We start from the raw sequence: 24541 nt of genomic DNA on the forward strand, positions 1-24541 counted from the left end.
CATTACCTCATTCGTGAAATACTTTTCGAACCTGCAATCAAAGATTTCACCGATACATATAACAATCAATATTTATTACTAATTGGTATACTATTCCTTTTCTCTATTATCGTGTTTCTAATCTGTTTAGGTATAGAGAAAATACGTCAGCTAATCTGCACTCCAATAGTAGAAAAAATAGAAAGAAAGATTAGTAAATACAACTTAAATATATAATTATGAAGACTAAACTATTGACCTGCTCGATGCTTCTAGCTTCTGTCTCTGTATTTTCTCAAACAATAACAGAGAAAGATTTACAAGACATTAGAGGCAGTTTCAAAAAAGATGCCCCTACTACAGCTATCCAAAACATACTTACAGAACAGAGTAACATCAAGGATAATGCGCTCAATCATGATCTGCAAACGGAAATAGATCATCTTTTCAAATATAGGGTTGAAGTAAAAGGCATCACCAATCAGAAAAGCTCGGGTCGTTGTTGGATGTTTACTTCCATGAATGTACTTCGCCCTTCGATTATGGCTAAATATAATCTGGAAAAGTTCGACTTTTCTCACAATTACCTATACTTCTGGGATATATTCGAGAAAGCAAATCTATATTTAGAGAATATAATAGCAACCGCATCAAAGTCTATTGATGACAGAGAAGTAGTCACATTCTTCAAATCGCCCGTTGGAGACGGTGGTGTATGGAATCTATACTACAATGCTGCACTTAAATACGGCGTAGTCCCCGAATCAGTTATGCCCGAAACAGCCCATTCGAACAGTACTGGTCAGATGATAGGACTCATTAACGAGAAATTGCGCATGGGTGGATATGATCTTAGAGAATTAGCTTCAAGCGGAAAAAAAGATAAAGACCTCAGAACTGAAAAACAGGCTATATTGAAAGATATATATCGTATGTTAGCTTTATGCTTAGGTGAGCCTCCCACACAATTTACTTGGAGATACAAAACCAAAGCAGGCAAAATAGAAGAGAAGCAATATACTCCTAAAGAGTTTTATAACGAAATAACTCCTTCAGATTATAGTCCTGAGAACTATATTATGATAATGAACGACCCCACTCGCGAATATTATAAGATATACGAAATTCAGAATTACAGAAATACAATTGAAGGTATCAACTGGGTATATCTTAACTTACCAAATGAGGATATAAAGAAAGCAGCTTTATCTTCCATCAAGAATAATGAAGCCATGTATGCTTCGTGCGATGTAGGTAAGCAACACAACAGAGAGAGCGGTATTATGGATCCTGATATGTATGATTATGAATCGCTATTTGGTGTAAAAATCAATATGGATAAGAAAGCTCGCATATTGACTCGTCAAAGTGGATCGAGCCATGCCATGCTCCTCATAGGATGCGATACCGATAATAACGACAAGCCTACTAAATGGGAATTCGAAAACAGTTGGGGCACAACTGCCGGAAATAATGGTTATCTAACATTTACTGATAATTGGTTTAACGAGTATATGTTCCGTCTCGTTATTCACCGTAAATATCTAGATGCAAAAGCAATCGAAAGCTTAAATCAAAAACCAATTCAATTACCAATGTGGGACTATATGAACTAAACAGAAACCCTATACAGATAAAAAAAGCCGACTATTTGTCGGCTTTTTTGTTTATTTAAAATGAGTCATTCGCTCTATCTTCTTCGCAAATTCAATTTCCTTTACGCTCGTCTGCCTGAATAATAAGGCTGCAATACAAATACCAATGGCCAATGTAAATAATAATGACATGGTAAGCGTCAAGTTATGTGCCATGGTGATAAGAATTGTAGGATTATCATCTACAACACTCAAGTCGGTAATTTTAATTCCGGCTAGCATCGTTTTATAGGCATACATTCCGGGAATCATGGTGATACAAGCAGGCATTGTAAACACAACGGGAGGATTATCTACCCTATGAGCTGCAACAATACCTATAAAACCAATAGCGACCGATCCTGTAAGAGTAGCCATGATAAGACCAAAGTCTAGTTCTAAAAGAATAAAACGCAGACAGTGTCCCAATCCTCCAAGTAATCCTGCAACAATCAGTACTTTTTTAGGTGTACCAAAAAGTACTCCCCAACAAACTCCTACGACAAATGCTATTGCAAAATCGCGGGCGATAGACAATAATATATCTGTATGTATCATTTTTCTAAAGCTTAAAATTATCAATACCGAGCAATGTAATACTTAGAGTCATACCCGCTGCAATACATAATAATATAAAGCCTGCAAATAAAGCCCTGTTTACTGCTGAAGACAGATAACCTTCAATTAAGTCGATTACACTATTGATAAGAGGTACACCCGGTATAAGGTATAGTACAGCGGTTGCCATTGCTGCCTCAGGATAATTTCCTATTGCAAACACAGTTCCCAAACCCGTTATCATTGTAGTAATAAATGCAGCTATACTTATAGATATCATCTGATTGTATTTCAAAGCTGCAATTTTATATCTGAATACTGAACCCATAAATGCTCCACACATAGCCACTAAGGCATTAAAAACATCACCAAAAGCAAAGAAACACAATCCTGCACAAGAGAACCCAACTGCTACCGACACAATCCAAGGATTGTAATGAGGCATATTCTTTATCTTGTCAAATTCATTCTCTGTTTCTTCAATCGATAAGTTCTCTTCATATACTTTCCATGAAAGATGACTCACCTTTGTTAGAACCTCTAAATGCACCACATGAGTAGGCGACTCCTTGAACATAGTTATAGTATCGTCTTCCCGACAATGACTTTTGACCGTAACCAATAAACCTTTAAATGTAGGCTGCAAATTCACGTCAAATCCCCAAGTAATAGCCATACGTGTGATGTTGCTCTTTACACGCCCACTATGAGCACCCGAAGCAAGTAAAAATGTTCCGATATCAAGGATTAAATCAGCAAAACGTTTTACCGGAATATCCCCCACTATCGCACAATCGTATTTAGGATCTGACATATTAAAATATACTTTAAAATCTCCACAAAGATATTAAAAAGAGTGCTCGAATCCATAAGAATCGCGAAGTTTGCTATTTAAATATAGCAAGAAAGAAGCTAGTCTGTCACTTCAAGATACTTACAAATCCAAAAAAAAAGCAGTAATGTAATATTACTGCCTTCTTCTATTTTATATTCTATTCTTTAGAAAGTAAATTCGAAGCTTATGCGAAATCCGGATTTTTCGGTATCCGGATTGTCCAGATAATTAACACGTCGGACATAATCCACTCTGAATACTTGAAGTATATTTTCAATACCCACACTATACTCCATATATGGAGCTCTACCCATCGAATAAACATCTTTAGGAAAGACGAGCAGGTCTGTATTATAAGCAGGGTTATTATCTCTAGTCAAATGTCCCCAAAAGCCTCTAAAACCGGCAACTTCTCTTAGCTTAAGTAATTTAAGAACAGGAATACGATTAAATAACCATCCTCCCATACGATAGTCTATATCCCAAGTTAATTGCGAATCATTTAAGAACTCCATAGGACTAAGCATATAGAACGATCCTCTCTGAATAGTTATAGAAGTATTGGCATTAGCCGCCAATAAAAGAGGAAATGGTACAGAACCCCATATCTTCTCACCTTTCACAGTAAATCCCAGACGTCCATAAGGAGCAATCCACAATTCCTTATCAAATGAAAGTGAGCTCTTGTTATATTTGAATTGCCCGCCTAATACATTCTTGAATCCCATGATATGAGAGTACTGAATAGTATATCCTTTGGACGGAAGAGCTTGACGCCTACGTTTCTGCTGGAAAAATTTCTCACCATGAGCATATCGTATATCTATTCCGGCTTCTGTTGTTTTCAGATTACCCATATCAACCAGCATGCCACTCTCATCATATCGCTGGAATTTTAATTCTCCGGCAGCCTCTTCGTTATGAGTTCTACCATATATATTATACGAAAATCCACCGTGATACTCATGTATATAGTCAATCTCAGTCATCCGATCGTAAGTCATGTTATTATACCGTCTTGCTCTAAGAGAAAGAAGTATATTATCACGCTCTGCCTGCAAGAAGCGTTGTCCCAAAGGGTTGACATCGTATTTGTGAGCAATAGATATATTATGACGTGGAAATTCGTCTTTATGATATTTCTTTTGATTGAACGACCAAGTTGCCTCTCCGTAGTATTTCCACTTTGCATCTTTAGTTCCATATGCCAGATAACCATACATAAAAAAGTGCGGATGTAAGTTTTTAGTCGTAGAAGCCGTCAAACGGAATCTATTCCCCTCCAGGTGATTATAACTATAAAAAGTCAGAGTAGTTCCTAAATCAAGCTTATTCTTTTCCTCATTACTATTGGTCGGTAGATATTGACTTGTCAGGACATCTATTGTTTTCAGCGTAATATCCACAAGCTTATTAGCTCTGAATTCATCCATCATTTCGCCCAAACGATAGTCTTTATTTACGACCTTAGGTCTGCTCGCATTCCAATAGTTTTTATCATGTTTTTTGTAGTCCGATAAATAAACCACCGGCGATGATGTTCCGAAAGCAGCATCAACGGGTAGATTGAATATGAAATTCTCAAAAGTTCTTTCTTTTTCCACATAAAATTTAGCTGCACCATACATAGACATATCTATGGCAGTTGTAAACCGGGAAGGCACCCAAAGATTTGGAGATTTCTCATAAAACTCCTGAGTGATGAGCATATTTTCTACGTAATTCACATTGATCTTTGGTGGCACTCTGAATGATACTCTTTTGACTGCATATGGTGCTTCGGGCTGAACATAAAGATTACCAATAAAACCAACATCTTGAGTATTAAAAGGTACAAAACCAAGATTTACATATTTTTTTTGATCTATCATCACAGTATCAATGATATACCACTTATAGAAATTGACAGACGATGTGCTGCTCAATGGACTTACAAAGTCTTGAAACAGCATATTGATATTATTATCGGTAATAGATACATCTTTGAATACTTCAGCAATAACGCTCTCCATTGATTCGGTATTCATTTGCTCATCTAATCCTTCATTCTGATAAGCAACCACTACCCTACGTGTTCCTTTAGGATCTTTACGATAGTAAACATTAGATAATGTCTCACGTATAGAAAACGGTAATATTGGTTTATTGTCTATTTTTGAAGTATCAGCATATTTAGAAACGAATTTAAGATTCTTCAAGATACCTTTTCCGGGGACATATTCGTTGAATGCAAACATGAGGCGATCATATTCATCATTCATATAATAATTCTGATTAGTTATCAAGTAATCATATTTATTAGCTATTACTTTTTTGATTAGCTCTACTGCGGGATTATCCTTTTTGGAATATTTCTCCTTTCCGGGTCTGATTACAATTTCATTCAATTGCACCCCTTCAGCTTTCAGTTTTATATCTAATTGAGTCGTTTTGTTGAGAGGAACTATTATAGTTCGCGATTCGTATCCCATCATTGTAACAACAACCGTATTACCGCCGGTAGTATTACTCAGCGAAAATTTACCAACTTCATCCGATAGTTTACCCACAGTAGTTCCATCGAAACGAACTGTTGCAAATTCAAGAGGCTCATTGGTAACGGAGTCTCTAACAACTCCTTGTACTGATGTCGTTTGTGAATATATTGTGGAGATAGAAAATAATGCAAAAAGCATTATCATCATGAAACGGAGATTTCTTAAATTGTATATGATGGATATCCTCATTCGAATCTTTACATTTTGTCAAAAATCTATCCTAAAAGAGAAAACAGGGGCATTAAAGCCCCTAATCTTCTCTATATTTGGATTTTTCGATAAACAGATCACCTGTTTATTTTATTACTTTAATAACCTTTCGGAAGCAAAAGTAATAAACATTTCTTCGAAATCATTACATTAGTTTGCGATAACGTACACGCTTAGGCTCAACATTACCTAAACGAGCCTTTTTATTTTCTTCGTATTCGCTATATGATCCTTCGAAATAAAATACTTCCGAATTACCTTCAAAAGCAAGAATGTGTGTACAGATACGGTCTAAGAACCAACGGTCGTGGGAAATTACTACCGCACATCCTGCAAAATTCTCTAAACCTTCTTCTAATGCACGTAATGTATTTATATCAATATCATTGGTAGGCTCATCCAGCAACAAAACGTTAGCTTCGGCTTTTAGAGTAAGAGCCAAATGCAAGCGATTACGCTCACCACCTGATAATACTCCGCAAAGTTTTTCCTGATCGCCACCCGCAAAATTGAAGCGAGACAAATAAGCTCTCGAATTTATTTCTTTTCCTCCAACTCTGATAAAATCAGAACCATCAGATACTACTTGATATACCGTTTTTGCAGGATCGATAGATTCGTGAGCCTGATCTACGTAAGCTGTTTTTACAGTCTCACCTACCTCGAATGTTCCTTTATCTGCTGTTTCAAGCTCTTGAATCAAACGGAAAAGGGTTGTTTTTCCCGCACCATTGGGTCCGATAATACCTACGATACCATTGGGAGGAAGCGAAAAATTAAGATTATCAAATAATAGTTTATCACCATAAGCTTTAGATACACCATGTGCTTCTATCACTTTATTACCCAAACGAGGACCATTAGGAATAAATATCTCTAATTTCTCTTCTCTCTCTTTTTGGTCTTCATTCATCAATTTCTCATACGAATTCAAACGAGCTTTACCTTTAGCCTGACGAGCTTTTGGTGCCATTCTCACCCACTCCAACTCATGTTGCAATGTTTTGCGGCGTTTGCTCACTTGTTTCTCTTCCTGCTCCATACGTTTGGTCTTTTGCTCTAACCATGATGTATAGTTTCCTTTCCAAGGAATACCTTCACCACGATCTAGTTCAAGAATCCAACCTGCTACGTGATCTAAGAAGTAACGGTCGTGAGTAATACAGATTACTGTACCTTTATATTGTTGTAAATGTTGTTCTAACCAATCAATAGATTCTGCATCCAAGTGGTTGGTAGGCTCATCAAGCAATAATACATCAGGTTCTTGTAACAAAAGACGGCAAAGAGCAACTCGACGTTTTTCTCCTCCTGATAAATTCTCTGTCAATTGATCTTCATCCGGACAACGTAAAGCATCCATTGCACGCTCCAGTTTATTATCTAAATTCCAAGCATCAGCAGCATCTATTTTATCTTGAAGTTCAGCTTGGCGTGCAAATAGAGCATCCATTTTATCGGCATCCTCATAATACTCAGGCAAACCAAATTTCTCATTGATTGCTTCGTATTCCGCCAAAACGTCAATAATAGGTTGAACACCTTCTTGAACTATTTCTTTTACGGTTTTAGTCGGATCTAATTTGGGATCTTGCTCCAGATAGCCTACACTAAAAGCCTTATCTGAAACTATCTCGCCTTGAAATTCTTTTTCAATACCTGCTATAATTTTCAGCAAACTAGATTTACCCGATCCATTCAGACCGATAATACCAATCTTTGCCCCATAATAAAACGACAGGTAAATGTTTTTCAACACTTGTTTTTGTGGAGGGTAAGTCTTGCTTACACCAATCATCGAAAAAATAATCTTTTTATCTTCTACTGACATATATTTTTATATTTATTTACTTCTTCTTTCTTATTTGTTGTACCATGAGATTATTAAGACCCGAGTCGTCAATCTCAATAATATTTCGATTAAAATTCCTTCGACTTATTTCTATCTCTCGAGAATCTCCAGTACCTAATACCAATTGATTCAATTTATCTACATCTTCAAATTCACTTCTAGGTATAGTTTGTTCAAACTCGGTAAGAACCAAAGAGTCTTCTTTTATTTCCTTTACCTCAAATACTCTTGCCGGATCATAATAATCTTTATTACAAAGAATAAAATCTCCCGGTTGAATGTTTTCTAGCCACACCTGTTTAGCCTCTATACCATACGCTTTCGCAAAATTTTCCTTTGCATCCTTCACCACCCTATTATGATCTACAACAGTATCGATAATAGCATAAGACATTATTCCTGTGAAAAGAACCAGTAACAAGATAATAAAACCGAATCTTTTCAAGAAAGAAAGCTTAAACTCTTTCTCCTTACTTGCCGCCAAATCACTAATTGATGAGCTTAGGTATTTTTTAGCTATCTTTTTTTCACAACCTTTACAAACAACACTGGCTTTCACCATTCTTGTATTTCCAAGCAAAACGGAGACCTTAGTTTCTACGGTATTTAATAACCATTTATCAGAACCACATTTAGAACAAGAAAAGGTAGCATCTAACTCTACCTGATCTAACAATGTTCTCTCATAAGAAATAAAAATTACGCTCATCGTTATTAAACAGTTCTTAATTCACCTACTATTTTCAACATATCAATTAGTGCCTGCAAATATAATGAATTATGTCCTATCAAGAGAATTTTCAACATTTTATAGCAATGCTATGTCTAAATCTGTTAATAAGTTTAAATGAACAAAAATATCTTATATAGTGTTAATCGAATAATGTCTTGAAAATAGCAAGGAATAAATAGAAAACCTGTGTATTCGTCCTATCTTTGCCGCAAAATATGACTAACACAAAGAATGTAACTAATTTTATTACTAATTAAAGCGAAGTAATTATGAAAAGATTATTTTTAGCCGCCTCTTTGGCTCTTTCGGTACTAGGACTGTCTGCACAAGATGCAACACAAGAAACAGACAGCACAAATATATCACCATGGAAACACAATGGTATTGCATCTCTAAACTTTTCTCAAACATCTTTATCTAACTGGTCTGCCGGAGGAGATAATGCCGTAGCCGGTAATGCTGTTTTTAATGGTAATTTACAATACCGAAAGGGCGACTGGTTGTGGAACAACCTCCTGATTTTAGAATATGGTCTTACCAGAACAAAAGCGGGAGGCTCTCAAAAAGCAACCGATAAGATAGACTTTACAACACAACTCGGATATAGCACCAATAATAAATGGTTCTACACTGTTATGGCCGATTTTAAGACTCAGTTTAGTAAAGGCTATAACTATCCAAACAAAGATGAGTATATATCTAAATTTATGGCTCCTGCATATTCTAACGTTTCGGTAGGTCTTGAATTAAGACCTAAGGATTCATATTACACACTATACTTCTCTCCTACTGCCGGAAAATTCACGTTTGTGAATGATGACTTTCTTTCTGACAGAGGATTCTTTGGAGTAACTCCCGGAGATAAATTCAGAGCTGAATTTGGTACTTTTTTACGCGGAACATATCAAAAAGAAATTATGCAAAATGTGAAATTGATGACCGATGCGAATTTCTTTACTGCTTACGACGATAGTTTTGGTAATATAGACATCGATTGGAATGTATTGATAAATATGAAAATCAATAAATACCTCAATGCAAATGTCAATACCAGTTTGAAATATGATGACGATATAAAAGCTATCAGTGAAGACGGAACAAAAAGAGGACCCAGAGTTCAATTCAAAGAAATCATAGGTATTGGTATCGGATATAACTTCTAAAAAGTAATATATTATTTCAATAAAAGTCAGGTCTCTCATAATATTTGCAGAGGCTTGACTTTCTTTTTATACTACAATTTTAGTTTCTCACTAAAAAAGATGATTTACAATGCAACATTTCTAGATTTAATTAATCTTAGATAATATTATATCACAAATAAAACATGCTTACAGCCAATATTAAAATATCAGTTATAATACCAGTATATAATGTTGAAAATTATTTACATGAGTGTATTGATAGCGTATTAAACCAAGACTATACCAACCTCGAAGTTATATTAATCAATGATGGCAGTACCGATACTTCAGGTCCAATTTGCAATAATTATGCACTAAAAGATCAACGTGTAAAGGTTTTACATCAAGAAAACCAAGGGGTAGCTGCTGCTAGGAATCTCGGGCTAAAATATGCAACAGGAGATTATATAAGTTTTATTGATTCAGATGATTGGATAGATCAAGGGATGTATAAATATTTTGTATCAAATCTAGATAGAAGTATTGATCTGATATACTTTCCCCCTTCTGCTCATTCGAAGCTCCAAAAAGCAAAGTATGACAGACAAACTATTTCGAAAGAGTTTATACGTTCATTTATTGGAACCCCTAAATTAGAAACCACAACGAAAACACCGGTTTGGAGCTTACTTATATCAAGAGATATAATAACTGGAATGGAATTCTATAATATAAAAATGACCGAGGATCGGATTTTCTTTATTGAAGCCTTACTGAAAGCCTACACTTTATTAGTACTACCAAAATGTTATTACAATTACCGACCAAATCCAACCTCTGTATCACGAAACTACAGTAAAGACTATGCTCACGATATTACATTCTCACATCAGATGGTATCGAAACTATTAAAATCTTATCATGTAAAGACTCCTATATTAACAGAACTACATAATAATACAGTGATAAGGCATTACTATACCATTATAAAAAATGAAGCTAAAGGAAGTACTGACCCCTTAAAATATATTGCAGAGTATTACGAAAAGAATGATCTAAAAGAATTATTAACATGGAAAAAAACAGCCAAACTTGTATTAAGAAATCCTCGCTGGTTATTAATTAAACTAGGACTTATTATCTTTCTAATTAATCAATTTCAACGGAAACAAGAAGTCGTAAAAACTTATAATTAATATACTGCACCCCATATAAAACCTATCTCAATCTTAAGATATCACCTTCCACAGGTACATATTCGAAGTCTCTTTTATTCATCTTATAGAGATTGCTTACTTTTACGCCATATAATTGAGAGATGCTATACATAGATTCTCCCACTTGAACAACATGTTCGTAGTAGGGCTTATCAGCTTTTTTCTTCTTTTTCTGGAAATAAATCAAATCCCCTTCTTGAATAGGGAAGTTTTCAGGTACTTCATTGTATTCACAAAGATCTTTCACCTTAAAGCCAAATTCATTGGCAATAGAAGCATAAGTATCATCCCTCTGAGCAACTACATATACCAAACCGTGAGTTTTATAAGGCGTATGTCTTACACCTGATGATGAAACGGGTGTGATAATCTGAATCTCTTCTCGCTCAGCATCACGTTTACCTCCTTTTTTATCGAATCTGTATAACTCATAATCCTCAATCAGCTTGATTAACTTGTTAGCATAAGCCTTATCAGTAGCATAACCTGCCTTTTGTAAGCCTCTCGCCCACCCTCTGTAATCTGTTATACCTAATGAAAATAAATCACTATATCGCTGTTTCTCGCTCAAAAATCGAGAGTGATCGTCAAACGAATCTTCAGCTTTCTTATATTTTCTAAAACAATCGTTAGGCGTATCATCCGCTGCTATTACCGATTCGCCTTTCCATCCATTATGACATTTTATTCCAAAATGATTATTTGATCTAACAGTCAGAGAACTTCTCCCTGCACCAGACTCTAATAATCCCTGAGCAAGAGTAATACTTGCAGGTATTTTATATTTCTTCATATGGCTTATCGCCAAATCTTTATATTTATCAATATAATCATCATAAAATGTATTTCGCTTTCTTTCAGCACCCATAATAGTATATGGAAACAGCATCAATACCATTCCTAATACCAATAATCTCAAAATACCTTTTCTTTCAAATATGTATGTCATCTCTATTTTTTTATATCTTTGACTGTTATCTACAAACAATAAACAGTAATAATTGATGGAAAGTTTAGAATTGCTTACAAAAATAAGAGTTTATAGCCTAATAGAATGCTCAAATGAGAAGAAAGATTTGATAGAAAAAGCTAAAAATTCTACAAATTCAGCATATGCACCCTATTCAGGGTTTCATGTCGGAGCAGCAGTATTGCTCGAAGACGGCACTATTGTAACAGGAAACAATCAAGAAAATGCAGCCTATCCCTCAGGAATATGTGCCGAACGCACTGCTCTTTTTTATGCAAATGCACACTATCCAAATCTGGCTGTCAAAGCAATAGCCATCGCTGCTCAGACTAAAGGAAGCTTCACTAAAGATATTTGCGCTCCTTGTGGCTCGTGTCGCCAAGTACTTGTTGAAGTTGAAAACAGATATGATACTCCCATCCAAATTATCATGTATGGAGAAAAACATATTTATGAGGTAGATTCTATAAGAGATTTGTTACCTTTTTGTTTCGGAAAAGATTCACTGAACGGGTAACACATTTTACCAATGCACTTGTGATTTATTCAATTCAAGAGTCAGTTGCTTTGCTTTCCCATTAGTTACACTATCCAATAGTTGCCAGAATCTTTCTCCATGATTCATTTCTATTGTGTGACACAGTTCATGCAACATTACAAAATCGATAAGATATTCAGGCAATACGCAACAGAAATAAGAAAGATTGATCGCTTTTTTAGAGGAGCAGCTTCCCCATCGGGATCTGCTCTTATTTATTTTAAGATCGGTATAAGTAAAATTATATTGTTTCGCTAAAGCAGTTAGTTTTGCAGGAAAAATACGCTTAGCTTCGTATCTCATCGCTTTTTCGATACAATTACGAATAACATCCTGCACCCCCGAATCATTATAATCTGTATTTTCAGGACATACTATATACAATGTACCATCCTTAAGAGTCATATAATGATTTTTAATCTTTCTCTCTTCTATGCTTAGCAAAAAACTAAAAGTCTGAAATGAAGAATCTGCAGAAAATTTAATAACAGGTTTTTCGGGTAGTACTTCAAGGCGAGGTTTCATTTTCTGAAAAACTTCCGAAATTTGCTTCATAGAAAATCTATCAGGCACCGTCAATTGAATATAACCCGATTTACGACGAGCAATCACACTTTTTGCCCGAACATTTCTTATTATAGCAATTTTCCCTAAATCTTTGTCAATAAATTCTTCACTCATCTTCAATACCAATAAATAATATAAAATATTGCCCCAATATCTTCATCCATAAAAAGTATAGATATACTAGCCAAAACAATAAAAAGGGTTGAGACTTTATTAAAAGAAGCTTGATTTTTTAATTATAAAAAATCAAGCTCTTCACATTATATATAAGTAAAACTTATTTCTTCTTATGATTCTCTTTTATAAAAGCCTCCAAAGCTGCTGTCATAGAAGTAACACCAGGTAAAGGAGCTTCGCAATCGAGTCGTAAATTAGCATCACGCACACCTTTTGCCGTTGTTGCACCAAAACTACCAATAGCTATTTCTCCTTGTTCAAATTCAGGATAATTCTTGAATAAAGACAATACCCCTAAAGGACTAAAGAATACAAGCATATCATACTGTTTAATTTCCTCAGGTGTAAACTCAGTACTTACAGTACGATACATTACTGCTTTGGTATAAGAAATTTTCTTATCATCCAAAACATTCGTCATGTCATCATTGTGCATATCTGATACTGGTACCAGAAAAGTTTCCTTGCTATGTTTCACCAATGAAGGAGCCAAACCATCCATCTTTCCCGTAGTACTAAAGAATATCTTACGTTTACGATATACGATATACTTTTGTAAGTAAAGTGCTACCGACTCCGAAATACAAAAATATTTCATCGTTTCCGGCATTACTATCCTCATTTCTTCACATAACGAGAAGAAATGATCTATCGCCACTTTCGCTGTAAAGACTATAGCCGTATAATCTTGAATATTAATACGCTGCTGTCTAAACTCTTTTGCATCAAGACCTTCTACTTTTATAAAAGGTTTAAAATCAATTACTACATTATATTTCTCTGCAATATCGAAATAAGGAGACTTTTCAGTTGCCGGTTTCGGTTGGGAGATCAGCACTCTTTTTATTTTCAAAGCCATAATAAACCAATTAGATCAACTTTATACAAATAAATCAATACCTGATACAATATTATATAAGGTATAATTTCCACGCCACAAAGGTAGGCAATCAAAAAGAAAAAATTAACATTCCCTTGTAAAAAAAAAGTTATAACTCGATAAAAAAGTATTAACTGCGAGATAATGAACAGCCCAAGGAAGAATATTAGCAAATAATGGTGGTAATTTTGAGAATATACCATCATCAATGTAGGTATGAAAGCAATAATACCAGCCATAGATAAGACTATCGTACAACTTCTCAACCATATTCTAAGCTGCTCGCGTATATCAAACAAATAGCCCAAAGCTCTGTAAAATAAATATTTCAAGAGTAGGAAGACCAAAATAGCCACCATAAATAAAATAATTGTATAGAAGCTATGCTGCGGGACTTTATACTCATCCGACTCCAAAAATATATCAAAGATTACAATAGCACTGAGTAATATAGTTTGGAAAATCAGAATAAAATTAAACCAAAATTCTGTTACAGTAGTTTCACTGAATAAGTTTAAACTCTCTCTCGTTGAAAAAAGCAAACGAATATTCTCCTTAAAGAATGTAAAGCCACCTTTAAAAATACGTGTAAAAAAGAGAAAACAAAGGACCAGCAATGCCAGAACGCCATCGTCCTGCTCTAAAGTAAATATTTTTGTAACACCTTCATGCCCTCCCTCCGCTTGAGCTTTAGTAGTAACAACACCATAACGAGCTTCAAGTTTATCTTTTGTAAAGAATAGGCTAGTATCTTTTTCAAATGCAAACAACGAATTATAAACCGCCTGATCTTTATTAGATTCGGCAATTTGTACGCTGTCTATCACATAATATGTTGTTACCTCGGGATTCAAACGTTATGTAAAATTAAATTCGCCACAAAGATAGTTATAACAATGCATCCTTCAGATAAAATCATCAAGGATGCACCACTTTTTTTATTTATTAAGGTCTAAAACCTATTTATAGATTTTATAAGTATAGAAGTTTCAGCTTTTTCACTGAAAAATTATACTATCAAAATCTTATATCTCTATTACAAATTAAACGCTTTTTTAATTACGTCAACCGAATCAAGTTTCTCCCAAGTAAATAATTCAACCTTTATTTCTTTTGGCTCAGGATTATATCTTGACTTAAATACCTTAGTCACAACCTGAGGCTCGCGTCCCATATGACCATAAGCCGCAGTTTCTGAATAAATAGGGTTTCTAAGCTTCAAACGATCTTCTATCGCTTTAGGGCGCATATCAAATAGTTGTTCTACAACCTTCGCTATCTCACCATCCGAAAGCTTCACATTAGCCTTTCCGTAAGTATTCACATAAATATTCATAGGTTTAGCAACTCCAATAGCATACGAAACCTGTACCAAAACTTCGGAAGCAACACCTGCTGCAACCAAATTTTTAGCAATGTGACGACTTGCATAAGCAGCCGAACGGTCTACCTTAGAAGGGTCTTTTCCAGAGAAAGCACCACCACCATGAGCACCTTTACCACCATAAGTATCAACGATAATTTTACGACCTGTTAACCCAGTATCTCCATGAGGACCACCAATCACAAATTTACCAGTAGGGTTAACATGATAAGTGATGTTACCATCGAACAGATTGATAATGTCTTCGCGGAATTTATACTTTTCTTTAACTCTAGGAATCAATATATTTATCACATCCTTACGAATCAAATCCTGCATTTCTTGGTCACTACCAAAATCGTCATGTTGAGTTGATATTACAATCGTATCTATACGCAAAGGAGTACCATTATCATCATACTCAATAGTAACCTGAGATTTTGCATCGGGACGAAGGTATGGCATCAAAGCTAACTCATTCTTGCGAATAGCAGCCAATTCAAGCAACAACGCATGAGATAAGTCTAAAGCTAAAGGCATATAATTATCGGTCTCATTGGTTGCATAACCAAACATCATACCTTGATCGCCTGCACCTTGATCCATAGGATCGGCTTTCTTATCGACTCCCCTATTTATATCATCCGATTGCTCATGTATGGCAGATAATACACCACACGATTTAGCTTCGAACTGGTATTCGCTCTTTGTATACCCAATACGCTCGATAACATTACGAGCAACTTCGGGCACATCTATATATGCTTGTGATTTAACTTCTCCGGCTAATACAACCTGACCAGTTGTTACCAAAGTTTCGCACGCTACTTTAGAATTTGGATCGTAAGCCAAAAATTCGTCTAACAATGCATCCGAAATTTGGTCTGCTACTTTATCGGGATGTCCCTCAGAAACGGACTCCGATGTAAATAAATAACTCATATCTCTTAAGTTTTATTTTGATTAAAATAAAAGAGGAGCAAAATGTAGTGTTGCAGAAAAAAATGAAGAATAATTTATTTTAGCATTTTTTCTTGTGGTTGCAATCGTACAAATCTATCCACCGTAAACTGATACAAAGGTATCTTTATTTTTGGAAACAAAAAAGATTGATACAAAATTATGTATCAATCTTTTATATATTAAGATAAATAAATCTTATTTAATAGCATCAAGTAATTGAGGAGCTACTGTATTAGCAGGATCTAACTCCAACATTTTTTCGCTATACAATTTCACTTGCTCCTTATCACTAGCACTTTTCGATTTATCGAATAGTAAATAGTAATAATAGCTTAGGTACTGATAAGCTTCAAGCAATTCAGTAGGGTTACTACCATCGCCTTTTCCTACTATAATAGAAGCAACTTGCTCATAATATGGTTTAGCTAAACCTTCTGTAGTCTCAGGATCTAATAATGCATTTGTACGTGCTCTCCAGAAATATCCTAAATAGCTATCAGGAATTCTTTCAGTAACAGTAGCAAAAGCTTTATCTGCGTTAAGCAAAGATTCTTTAGCTAGTGCAGCCACAGCAGGATCAGCATCCTTTATAGTACTACTTCCAAATAGGTAAGAATATCTTCCTAAAGTGAAGAAATCTGTAGCTTCTAAAGTTGCAGGATCTGCTTTCTCAATATATTGTTGGTAATATTTTGCAGCATCAGCATACTGTCCAGCATCAGCACAAGCAATAGCTATATCTTTATAAACTGCCGATTTAGAAGGATCTAATTTAATAGCAGCATCGTATTGAAGCAAAGCTTTATCTAGCTGATCGTTCTTGCTCAACAATTCACCATAAGTCATATAATCCTGAACGATATACTCACTAGTACCTTTATCTAAAGAGAAAAATTTCTCAGCAGCAACCAATCCATTCGCATAGTCTTTAGATTGAAGGTAGCTATACATTAAAAGACGATTTAGTACAAAATTGTTAGGCTCTTTAGAGATACCTTCATTAATCAATTTCTTAGCCTCTTCATATTGTTTTGTAAAATACAATGCGCCAGCATAACGAGTTAGGTCTGCAACATCATACGATCCGTGTGCAAAATATTTTTTATATGCCTCAATCGCGTCATTAAAACGACCTGTATGAGAATATATACTTCCTAAATATTTATAAGCTAAAGTATAATCTGGATTGATCTCAATAGCTTTCTGCAACATTTCTACAGCTAAAGTAGGATTTACACTTTCGTAAACTTGCGCTGTTTTAATATAAGCCACAGCAGAAGTAGGATCGAAAGTATATGCCTGAGCATAGCTACCAGCAGCCTCTCCTACATTTGTTTTAGCTTTCAAATCTCCTTCTAGGATATAAATAGCAGGAGATTTTTTATCAGCCTTTCTTGCATCAGCCAATTTTGAATCGCCTTTTTCTTTCATATTATTGTCATAATATGCACGAGCAATTGCAACAAGTACTGCTACATCTTTTTTATCCTTTTTCAAAGCAATAGAAAACTGATCTTCTGCTTCTTTAGGGTTGGTCTTCAATAAAATTTTACCTAGACCAACATTATTAAGAACGAAGTCTGGTGATGCAGCCAATCCTTTTTCAAAATTAGCCTTAGCTTCAGCCATATTACCTTCGCTGTAAGACACTTCACCTAAGTAATAGTAAGCTTCTGCCGGAGATTGACTTATTTGCTTTTCAAAAATTTCTCTTGCAACTTTTAGCTCTCCAGTATTTAAATAGTCTGCACCAATATTGCTTTGCGCAAAAATTGGAGAACTAAGTAATAAACCGAGGAAAGCTCCTAATAAATACTTTTTTTTCATCGTTAAATCTTATAATATAGTTTATTTACTTCTTTTAATTAAAGCCCATAGCATTCAATGCTATTAAAAGCTTTCTTTAACCGAGATCAATCTCATAGGTCTTGTTGCAGGTACTAAACCAGCTTTCAAGATAATTCTCTGTCCTCTATCATCTGCCACAAAACTGGTAAAACCAGCAGGCAATGTTTCTCTAAGATCTGATAGTATTACATACACATCACGTCTCAAAGGATATTCCCCTAGTGCCAAATAAGCAGCAAATGGCTGAAAACTATTCTGGATAGTAGGATTATCATTCTTGCTAACTGACATTACTCTAATTTTATTAGTAAAACTCAAATTAGTAGTATCTCCCGGATTATTAATCCAGTTTACACCTATAACACCCATTGCATTAGGTGTTTTAGCAACGTAATCTAAAACGGCTCTGTTATTCTCTTGAGCTCTTAAAGTTTCCGCCAAAGGTTCGCCTCTGTTTATTGAATCTTTAATAAAACGAACTGTACTTGAATTCGGATTGTCAAATACAACCGAAATCTTATCATATTTAGATTGCGGATTGATAGATTTCCATGAATCAATCTCGCCTGTCATTATCTTTTTCAGTGCAGACACACTTATCAGTGAATCCGTATTTTCTTGGTTAATGATTAAAGCAATACCGTCTATTGCTATCTTTTGCGAACGAGCTTGTAATTTCTTATTCAACAAGCCTTGTCTTTCAGCATCAGTAAGATCGCGTGCTGCAATGATTAGCCTGACACTATCTTTTAAAAGTAAATTTATTACTTCTACTTCGTTTGCAAAAACAGGAATGATTGACGCCTCATCGTTCAAAGCTTCAAATACATCTATCTGTTCTTGAATTATGGGAGCAAAGCAATCATCTACAGCGATCTCGGCTACTCCACTTGTGGGAGTATCAGTTCGTGTAATTTTGATTTGCCCGCTATTACACGCTGAGAAAATTGTTATTAATAACAACATACAAAATAAACCAACTTTTCTCATAAATTATAATAATTAAATAAAAACTTCGCTAACTAAAAACTACTTTCTTTCCTTTAACAAGCGATACCCTCTAAACAAAGCATATACAGTAACCCCTACTCCTAATACGATACGAGGTATCACAAAGTCATCATGAGGATCGTTTCCTCTATAATTGTAAGGTAAAAGCACGGGGGTAAAAGCTATCAAATAGGCTATACCCAGATATATCACAAACATGATAATATTCCAAATCAGCTTAAATGTAATACCATTTTTTTTCTCTTCTTTCATTCGCTTATATTTTAAAAAAGAGAAGTGAATCCATATAAAATATCATCAACTTCTCTCTTTTACATTATGATTTATGTAACTTCTTATATGAAGCCATACATACTCTTATTTTTGCAGTTTAAACAATACAGGTAGCGTGTAATAAACTGGCACATTACGTCCATTTTGTTTACCTGGTACCCATTTAGGCATTGTTTTTACTACTCTTACCGCTTCTTTATCACAAGAAGGATCAAGAGATCTTACAACTTGTACATCAGATACGTTACCATCTTTTCCAACAACGAAACGAATTACAACACGTCCTTCAATTCCATTTTCTGCTGCGATAGTTGGGTATTTGATACCTCCATTAATGAATTTCATTAATTCAACATCTCCACCTGGGAATTGAGGCATTTGCTCTACGCTGACGAAAGGTTTTTCAGGTTCCTTATCTTCAACAATCACTTTATGCTCTTTCAATTCTGCAATATCTACAGCGTTTTTGTCATTGGTTCCTTCTACAGTTGCAATAGAGATTTGAATATCTTTCTTCTCGTTTAACTCCTCGATAGATTTCATTTCTTTATCTTCATTCACTTTACTATCTTCTGTAATAACAGGAGGTGTAAACTGAATAGTCGCCTTCAAAGGGGGGGGAGGTGGTGCGGTTTCCTGACGTATAATGTTTTCTTCCGGAACCTGTTCCTCTACATTGGCTATATTCGATAATTCGAAAGAGTCATCTATTCCAGCAATCTGTTGATTAGCTTTCACAGCGTCAAGGAAAGCAGGTAGTGCAGCTACTACTCCTACAAAAACAAGTACTACAATAAATGCAACAACGTGTCTTTTTGAAGAAGAGCTACGTAACTCGTACGCTCCATAACTTTTATTTTTGCCTTCGAATACTATATCACGCCATTCAGAGGAATTTAAATTAATATCTTTTCCCATTTTTATGTTATTAAATATGTGATTTATTTTCCTCCAGTCTGAGCTGATAATGCGCCTTTGGACTCAAAATTCTGTACTAAGAAATTATCTCCATCAGCCATTTCTACAATAGCATATTTTCCAATACTACAGATTTGCATTTCATCAAGCACATCTACTAAATTTTTATACGAAGCCCCGTTTGTTGGTTTTATTACAACTACCTGACCATCTTTCGCATTTTTTATTTCACTAGATTGCTCTTTGAATTCTTCTTCTGTAATTTTCTTCTTTGCTCTATCAATCCTTAGTTCTCTTATCTTAGCCACAGCATCAGAGTTGCGTTGCAACAATAATGCTCTAAAACCTTCAGGAGAATAATCTGTTACTTTTAGAGTATTAAAATCGTTATAATCAGGTTCACCCTCATAGTAATAAATTTTATCTTTCTCTCCAAGTATCACAGTAATTGCTTTAGAAGCTTTTACCTGATTTTTATCTTCTTCTGTAAGATCCTTATCTTTTGTTGGCATTACGATGTCCATCGTCTGAGGCTTACTCAAAGTTGTACAGAACATAAAGAAAGTAATCAAAAGCATGTTCATATCAACCATCGGTGTAAAGTCTACACGTAGATTGATTTTCTGGGGCTGGCCTTTTTTTTGTTCACCGCCACCGGTATCAGCACTTGCCATAATCTTTCTGTTTTAATATTAAAGTTTTACAATTAAACTCCTGCAGGCATTGTCTTAAGAGTTGTTATCAAACTATATCTGTTCTTTTTTAAGTCTTGCAACGTAGACATTACATTCTTCACCAAAGAATAAGGAGTGCTTTGATCTGCTTTGATAGCAATAGATAAATTTTCATTTACTTCTGTTGCAGTAGTAACCCAAACAGCCAATTGGTTGTTAGGACTGATAATAGTATCAGTTGGGATACCAAACTTCTTCATCAATTCGTCTTGCTCATCCATAGGAAGATCAAGGAATGCTTGCAAACGACCTATAGGCATACCTATGTGAGTCTGATTTACAAAAGAAGTAATTTGCTTTGGAGTAAATGTAAGATTATACTGTTTACCAATACTTTCTAGCACTTTTCTTTTATCATCGGCTTTGTCTAAATTCATAAAAACCTGTCCTTGTGGGTCAATCAAAATAGTCATGACATCATATTCAGGAATTTTCACTTCAGATACCGAAGCAGGTGTTTGCACCTGAATTGGCTCTTTAGGGATGAAGTTAGCAGTAAGCATGAAGAATGTCAACAAGAGAACAGTCACATCACTCATCGCCGTCATGTCGATGAACGTATCCTGTTTTTTTACTTTTACTTTACTCATTTCTTCTTGTTTTTCTTACTTAATAGAGTGGAACTTTTATTTGATTCCACAATCATTCATCATAAAAAATGATAATTATTTTCCGTGCTTAGAAGTATAAGTTTGGCCAATAGCAAAACCTACTTCATTTACTGCATCTGTAACATCTTTAACTTTTCCTTGGAAATAGTTATAGAAAATAATAGCAACCGCACCTGTACCGATACCCATCGCTGTGTTCATAAGAGCCTCAGAGATACCAACTGCTAGAGCTGTTGAATCTGGTGCACCTTCGTTACCCATAGCCTGGAACGATTTGATCATACCAAGTACCGTACCTAATAGTCCGAATAATGTACCTAGTGTTGAAATAGTAGCGATTACTGATAAGTTTTGCTCCAAATATGGAAGTTCAAGAGTTGTAGCATCTTCAATTTCTTTTTGAATAACTTGAGCTTTCTCATCATTATTCATGTCAGTATAAGTTTCTACGTCTCTGTATCTAACTAAACCTGCTTTTAGGATATTAGCTACTGAACCTTTTTGTGCATCACACAATTTTTCAGCTCCAGTAATATCACCAGCTTCTAATTTAGCTTTAGCTTCTGCTACGAATTGAGGTACACTACCTTTTCCGCTAGCTCTGTTTAATGCAAAAAATCTTTCAACAGATAAGCTTAACGCTGTTAAAAGAAGAGTAATAACGATAGGAATTACATAACCTCCTTGGTATAGAGTTGCAAATACGTTACCTGGGTGTGGATGTCCTTTTTCATCAAATCCAGAAGGATTTCCGCAGACAAAAAAGAAAAAGCAGAAAGCAACGATAGCACAACCAACGATCACCAATCCTGCCGATACTCCTTTAGATCTAGATTTTGTTTTTTGTGGTTTAGTTTCCATAATAGTAATAAATAAATTGTTTAAATTAATTAGTAATATTCAAATATTTAATTTTCGTAATATAAAATATCCATTTTCTCAATTTGTATCCAGAATCGTTTTCTTTAGAAGCGTTCTAACTACAAATATATAAATTGATTCAATGATAGCAATCATTTACCTTAAAAAACGGTGTATAATTGCCATTTTTATTCAAAACACAGAAAAAGCATAACCAATATTCTTTTTGGTTAACTAAGGTGCACTCAAACTATGCTTTTAGTAGCTTATTAAGAGAAGTGATCTGATTAAAACGGCATTTCGGACCCAACACAATTGTCAGCTTATACATCAAGGCTCTCTTTGGTATCAAATTCTTATTTCTACGACTCAATTATACTTTTGCAAAAGTAACAGTTATATTCTTTTATACAAGAAAGCTCAATAATTTCTTTCTAAAATTAACTAAACTTAATTCTATCTTAATTTTATCTTAATCAAAAAGCATGCTTTATAACATGTTCTCGTTATTTATGAAAGCATAAAGCTTCATTAAGTGCTATAACTGCATCATTATATCGTTCGCGACGAATAACAAACTGCATGTTTACCTGACGCAGCGATTGCCCGAAGCTTTCAATGTTTATATTTTGCTCATACAGAGCCTTAGAGGCTTTATATAAGAAGCCAGGCATTGCTATATTTGTACCCATGACACAAATAATGGCAACAGACTCGGTGCGTACTTGATAAAAGCTCTGTCTCAAGTCTAAAATCAACTCTTTTGACTTGGCATTTTCCCATACAACCATAGTTATAGAGTTGGCATTGGTCGATTTAAGAATATAACTCACGCCAAATTTCGCAAAATGAGTCATAATACGTAAGTCAAAGCCAACCTCGCCCACCATCATAGGGTCATGTATTTCCACCGCAATAACCTTAGTAGTTCCCGATACAATCTCCACTTTAGCGTCAGGAGATACATATTCGCGAGTAATAAGGGTTCCGGGATGATTCGGTTCAAAAGTGTTTTTGATTCTTATATTTATACCTGCCAATTCCAGAGGTTTAGCTGCTTTTGGATGTATTGCCTCCATACCAATATCTGCCAATTGATCGGCAATTACATAATTGGTATGTCCCACAGGTACTGCTTTATCAACACCTACGATACCAGGATCGGCACTCGATAAGTGATATTCTTTATGGATGATAGCCTCATCTGCTTTTACCTGTACTGCTATTTTACTAAAAGTAACTTCTGTATATCCTCTATCAAAAGCCCTCATAATACCCTCGGTTCCTTTAGTATAACCCGTAGCAATACACAAGACTTTATCAAACTCTATTCCATCGAAAGCTTTTGCAATACGTTCGTCAATAGTCAAAGGAAGGGAATCATTAAAACCACAGAGATCTACAAAACGTGCAGTAATACCATTGTTGTTCAATATGTTTACCGAGTTCCACGCAGAATGAGCTTCGCCTATCGAAGCTAAAATTTCACGGGCAGCTAAGCATATATCTTCGGTATTTACATATCCCGAGGCTAATACTTTACTCAAACTATATAGCATCACTTTTGCCTGCTTGATACGATACTCAATAAACTCTTTTGCTTCAGCCTGATTTAGACCTATTTCCACAAAAGCTTTATTGATATGTACTAATCGTTGGCAAAGACCATCTAGACCGATGCTATAATCTTCATTTCTAAGAAATTGAACATATACACCGGGATCTCCGGTCTTTTTGTGTTCCAACAACCAGTTGGTCACATTGTTATATGCAGAAACAACAAATATTCGATTATAATAGTCATCCGGAGTACGTTCTCCTTTGATAATATTAGTCAAAACATCCTGAAACTGAGACATTGAAGTGCCTCCAATTTTTTCGACAGTGAGCATTTTAGTTTTTTAAAATATTTTTCAATTAAGTAATTTCAACTATTTACTGCTTTTTATTTGAGTAACAAACTACATTAATACGTACCCAAGCAATAAAAAAGGTCTAAGACCATAATGATACAAAAATAACAATAAATAATAAGTTGGAATACTATCTGTCAATTAATTTGCTGTATTTGATTACAAACGATTTCGAGATATAAAATTTCATTATATATTTGCGTAAAAGAGACAGACTAAAGTCTTTGTTAATTAA

23 protein-coding genes are annotated in these 24541 nt (G+C 34.9%); 5 read left to right on the top strand and 18 right to left on the bottom strand.

The window, feature by feature from the left end; all coding sequences use genetic code 11:
• Both HGC4_RS18945 and HGC4_RS10825 read left to right on the top strand, forming a co-directional pair.
• Positions 1-216: hypothetical protein (locus HGC4_RS18945; RefSeq protein WP_221406869.1), on the top strand; the 216-nt coding region annotated here is incomplete at its 5' end.
• Between the two features lie 2 nt (positions 217-218).
• A complete protein-coding gene (locus tag HGC4_RS10825) occupies positions 219-1595 on the top strand; it encodes a C1 family peptidase (protein WP_050710151.1) in 1377 nt (458 codons plus the stop codon).
• A 51-nt stretch (positions 1596-1646) separates the two neighbouring features.
• On the opposite strand, the gene HGC4_RS10830 is transcribed toward HGC4_RS10825, so the two are convergent.
• The 5 genes from HGC4_RS10830 to HGC4_RS10850 form a co-directional block, all read right to left on the bottom strand.
• On the bottom strand, positions 1647-2171 hold the full coding sequence (locus HGC4_RS10830) for a threonine/serine exporter family protein (RefSeq protein WP_050710152.1): 525 nt from the start codon (positions 2169-2171) through the stop codon (positions 1647-1649).
• Between the two features lie 4 nt (positions 2172-2175).
• Positions 2176-2985 carry a threonine/serine exporter family protein gene (locus HGC4_RS10835; RefSeq protein WP_050710153.1) on the bottom strand — a complete coding sequence of 270 codons (810 nt, stop codon included), beginning with the start codon at positions 2983-2985 and terminating at the stop codon, positions 2176-2178.
• A gap of 185 nt (positions 2986-3170) precedes the next feature.
• A complete protein-coding gene (locus tag HGC4_RS10840) occupies positions 3171-5732 on the bottom strand; it encodes a DUF5686 and carboxypeptidase-like regulatory domain-containing protein (RefSeq protein WP_087880168.1) in 2562 nt (853 codons plus the stop codon).
• A gap of 166 nt (positions 5733-5898) precedes the next feature.
• On the bottom strand, positions 5899-7584 hold the full coding sequence (gene ettA, locus HGC4_RS10845) for an energy-dependent translational throttle protein EttA (RefSeq protein WP_050710154.1): 1686 nt from the start codon (positions 7582-7584) through the stop codon (positions 5899-5901).
• Between the two features lie 16 nt (positions 7585-7600).
• Positions 7601-8314, bottom strand: coding sequence for a hypothetical protein (locus HGC4_RS10850; protein WP_050710155.1), 714 nt, complete (start codon positions 8312-8314; stop codon positions 7601-7603).
• Positions 8315-8607: 293 nt separating this feature from the next.
• Here HGC4_RS10850 and HGC4_RS10855 point away from each other — a divergent pair, with 293 nt between their 5' ends.
• Positions 8608-9501, top strand: coding sequence for a DUF3078 domain-containing protein (locus HGC4_RS10855; RefSeq protein ID WP_050710156.1), 894 nt, complete (start codon positions 8608-8610; stop codon positions 9499-9501).
• A 164-nt stretch (positions 9502-9665) separates the two neighbouring features.
• Complete coding sequence (locus HGC4_RS10860) at positions 9666-10658, top strand: glycosyltransferase family 2 protein (protein ID WP_050710157.1); 993 nt, start codon at positions 9666-9668, stop codon at positions 10656-10658.
• A gap of 22 nt (positions 10659-10680) precedes the next feature.
• Here the strand turns inward: HGC4_RS10860 and HGC4_RS10865 are convergent, their stop codons facing one another.
• On the bottom strand, positions 10681-11628 hold the full coding sequence (locus HGC4_RS10865) for a glucosaminidase domain-containing protein (protein ID WP_050710158.1): 948 nt from the start codon (positions 11626-11628) through the stop codon (positions 10681-10683).
• 55 nt (positions 11629-11683) lie between these two features.
• Between HGC4_RS10865 and cdd the strand changes: the two genes are divergently transcribed.
• Positions 11684-12166 carry a cytidine deaminase gene (gene cdd / locus HGC4_RS10870; RefSeq protein ID WP_050710159.1) on the top strand — a complete coding sequence of 161 codons (483 nt, stop codon included), beginning with the start codon at positions 11684-11686 and terminating at the stop codon, positions 12164-12166.
• Positions 12167-12172: 6 nt separating this feature from the next.
• Here cdd and HGC4_RS10875 read toward each other — a convergent pair whose 3' ends face one another.
• From HGC4_RS10875 to HGC4_RS10930, 12 genes are all read right to left on the bottom strand, one after another.
• On the bottom strand, positions 12173-12868 hold the full coding sequence (locus tag HGC4_RS10875; protein ID WP_050710160.1) for a M48 family metallopeptidase: 696 nt from the start codon (positions 12866-12868) through the stop codon (positions 12173-12175).
• A gap of 163 nt (positions 12869-13031) precedes the next feature.
• A complete protein-coding gene (locus HGC4_RS10880; RefSeq protein WP_050710172.1) occupies positions 13032-13784 on the bottom strand; it encodes a uroporphyrinogen-III synthase in 753 nt (250 codons plus the stop codon).
• The gene (locus tag HGC4_RS10885; protein WP_050710161.1) at positions 13781-14665 is read right to left on the bottom strand and encodes a DUF4271 domain-containing protein; all 885 of its coding nucleotides are present in this window, start codon (positions 14663-14665) and stop codon (positions 13781-13783) included. Before HGC4_RS10885 ends, HGC4_RS10880 begins: the two co-directional genes overlap by 4 nt.
• Before the next feature lie 182 nt (positions 14666-14847).
• Positions 14848-16116 carry a methionine adenosyltransferase gene (gene metK / locus HGC4_RS10890; protein ID WP_050710162.1) on the bottom strand — a complete coding sequence of 423 codons (1269 nt, stop codon included), beginning with the start codon at positions 16114-16116 and terminating at the stop codon, positions 14848-14850.
• A 216-nt stretch (positions 16117-16332) separates the two neighbouring features.
• Entirely contained in the window at positions 16333-17964 is a 1632-nt protein-coding gene (locus tag HGC4_RS10895) for a tetratricopeptide repeat protein (RefSeq protein WP_050710163.1), read from the bottom strand.
• Between the two features lie 63 nt (positions 17965-18027).
• Entirely contained in the window at positions 18028-18975 is a 948-nt protein-coding gene (locus HGC4_RS10900) for a PstS family phosphate ABC transporter substrate-binding protein (protein WP_050710164.1), read from the bottom strand.
• A 39-nt stretch (positions 18976-19014) separates the two neighbouring features.
• On the bottom strand, positions 19015-19248 hold the full coding sequence (locus tag HGC4_RS10905; RefSeq protein ID WP_050710165.1) for a hypothetical protein: 234 nt from the start codon (positions 19246-19248) through the stop codon (positions 19015-19017).
• 105 nt (positions 19249-19353) lie between these two features.
• On the bottom strand, positions 19354-20187 hold the full coding sequence (locus HGC4_RS10910; protein WP_050710166.1) for an energy transducer TonB: 834 nt from the start codon (positions 20185-20187) through the stop codon (positions 19354-19356).
• 23 nt (positions 20188-20210) lie between these two features.
• Positions 20211-20864, bottom strand: coding sequence for an ExbD/TolR family protein (locus HGC4_RS10915; protein WP_373419310.1), 654 nt, complete (start codon positions 20862-20864; stop codon positions 20211-20213).
• Between the two features lie 29 nt (positions 20865-20893).
• Positions 20894-21511: an ExbD/TolR family protein gene (locus HGC4_RS10920; RefSeq protein ID WP_050710168.1), complete on the bottom strand. Its 618-nt coding sequence runs from the start codon at positions 21509-21511 to the stop codon at positions 20894-20896.
• Positions 21512-21586: 75 nt separating this feature from the next.
• The gene (locus tag HGC4_RS10925; RefSeq protein WP_050710169.1) at positions 21587-22393 is read right to left on the bottom strand and encodes a MotA/TolQ/ExbB proton channel family protein; all 807 of its coding nucleotides are present in this window, start codon (positions 22391-22393) and stop codon (positions 21587-21589) included.
• Positions 22394-22899: 506 nt separating this feature from the next.
• Positions 22900-24285 (bottom strand): aspartate kinase, encoded by a 1386-nt coding sequence (locus HGC4_RS10930; RefSeq protein WP_050710170.1) that lies wholly within the window; start codon positions 24283-24285, stop codon positions 22900-22902.
• Positions 24286-24541: the final 256 nt, after the last annotated feature.

Origin of the sequence: Dysgonomonas sp. HGC4 (assembly GCF_001261715.1) — a bacterium.
GTDB lineage: Bacteria > Bacteroidota > Bacteroidia > Bacteroidales > Dysgonomonadaceae > Dysgonomonas_A.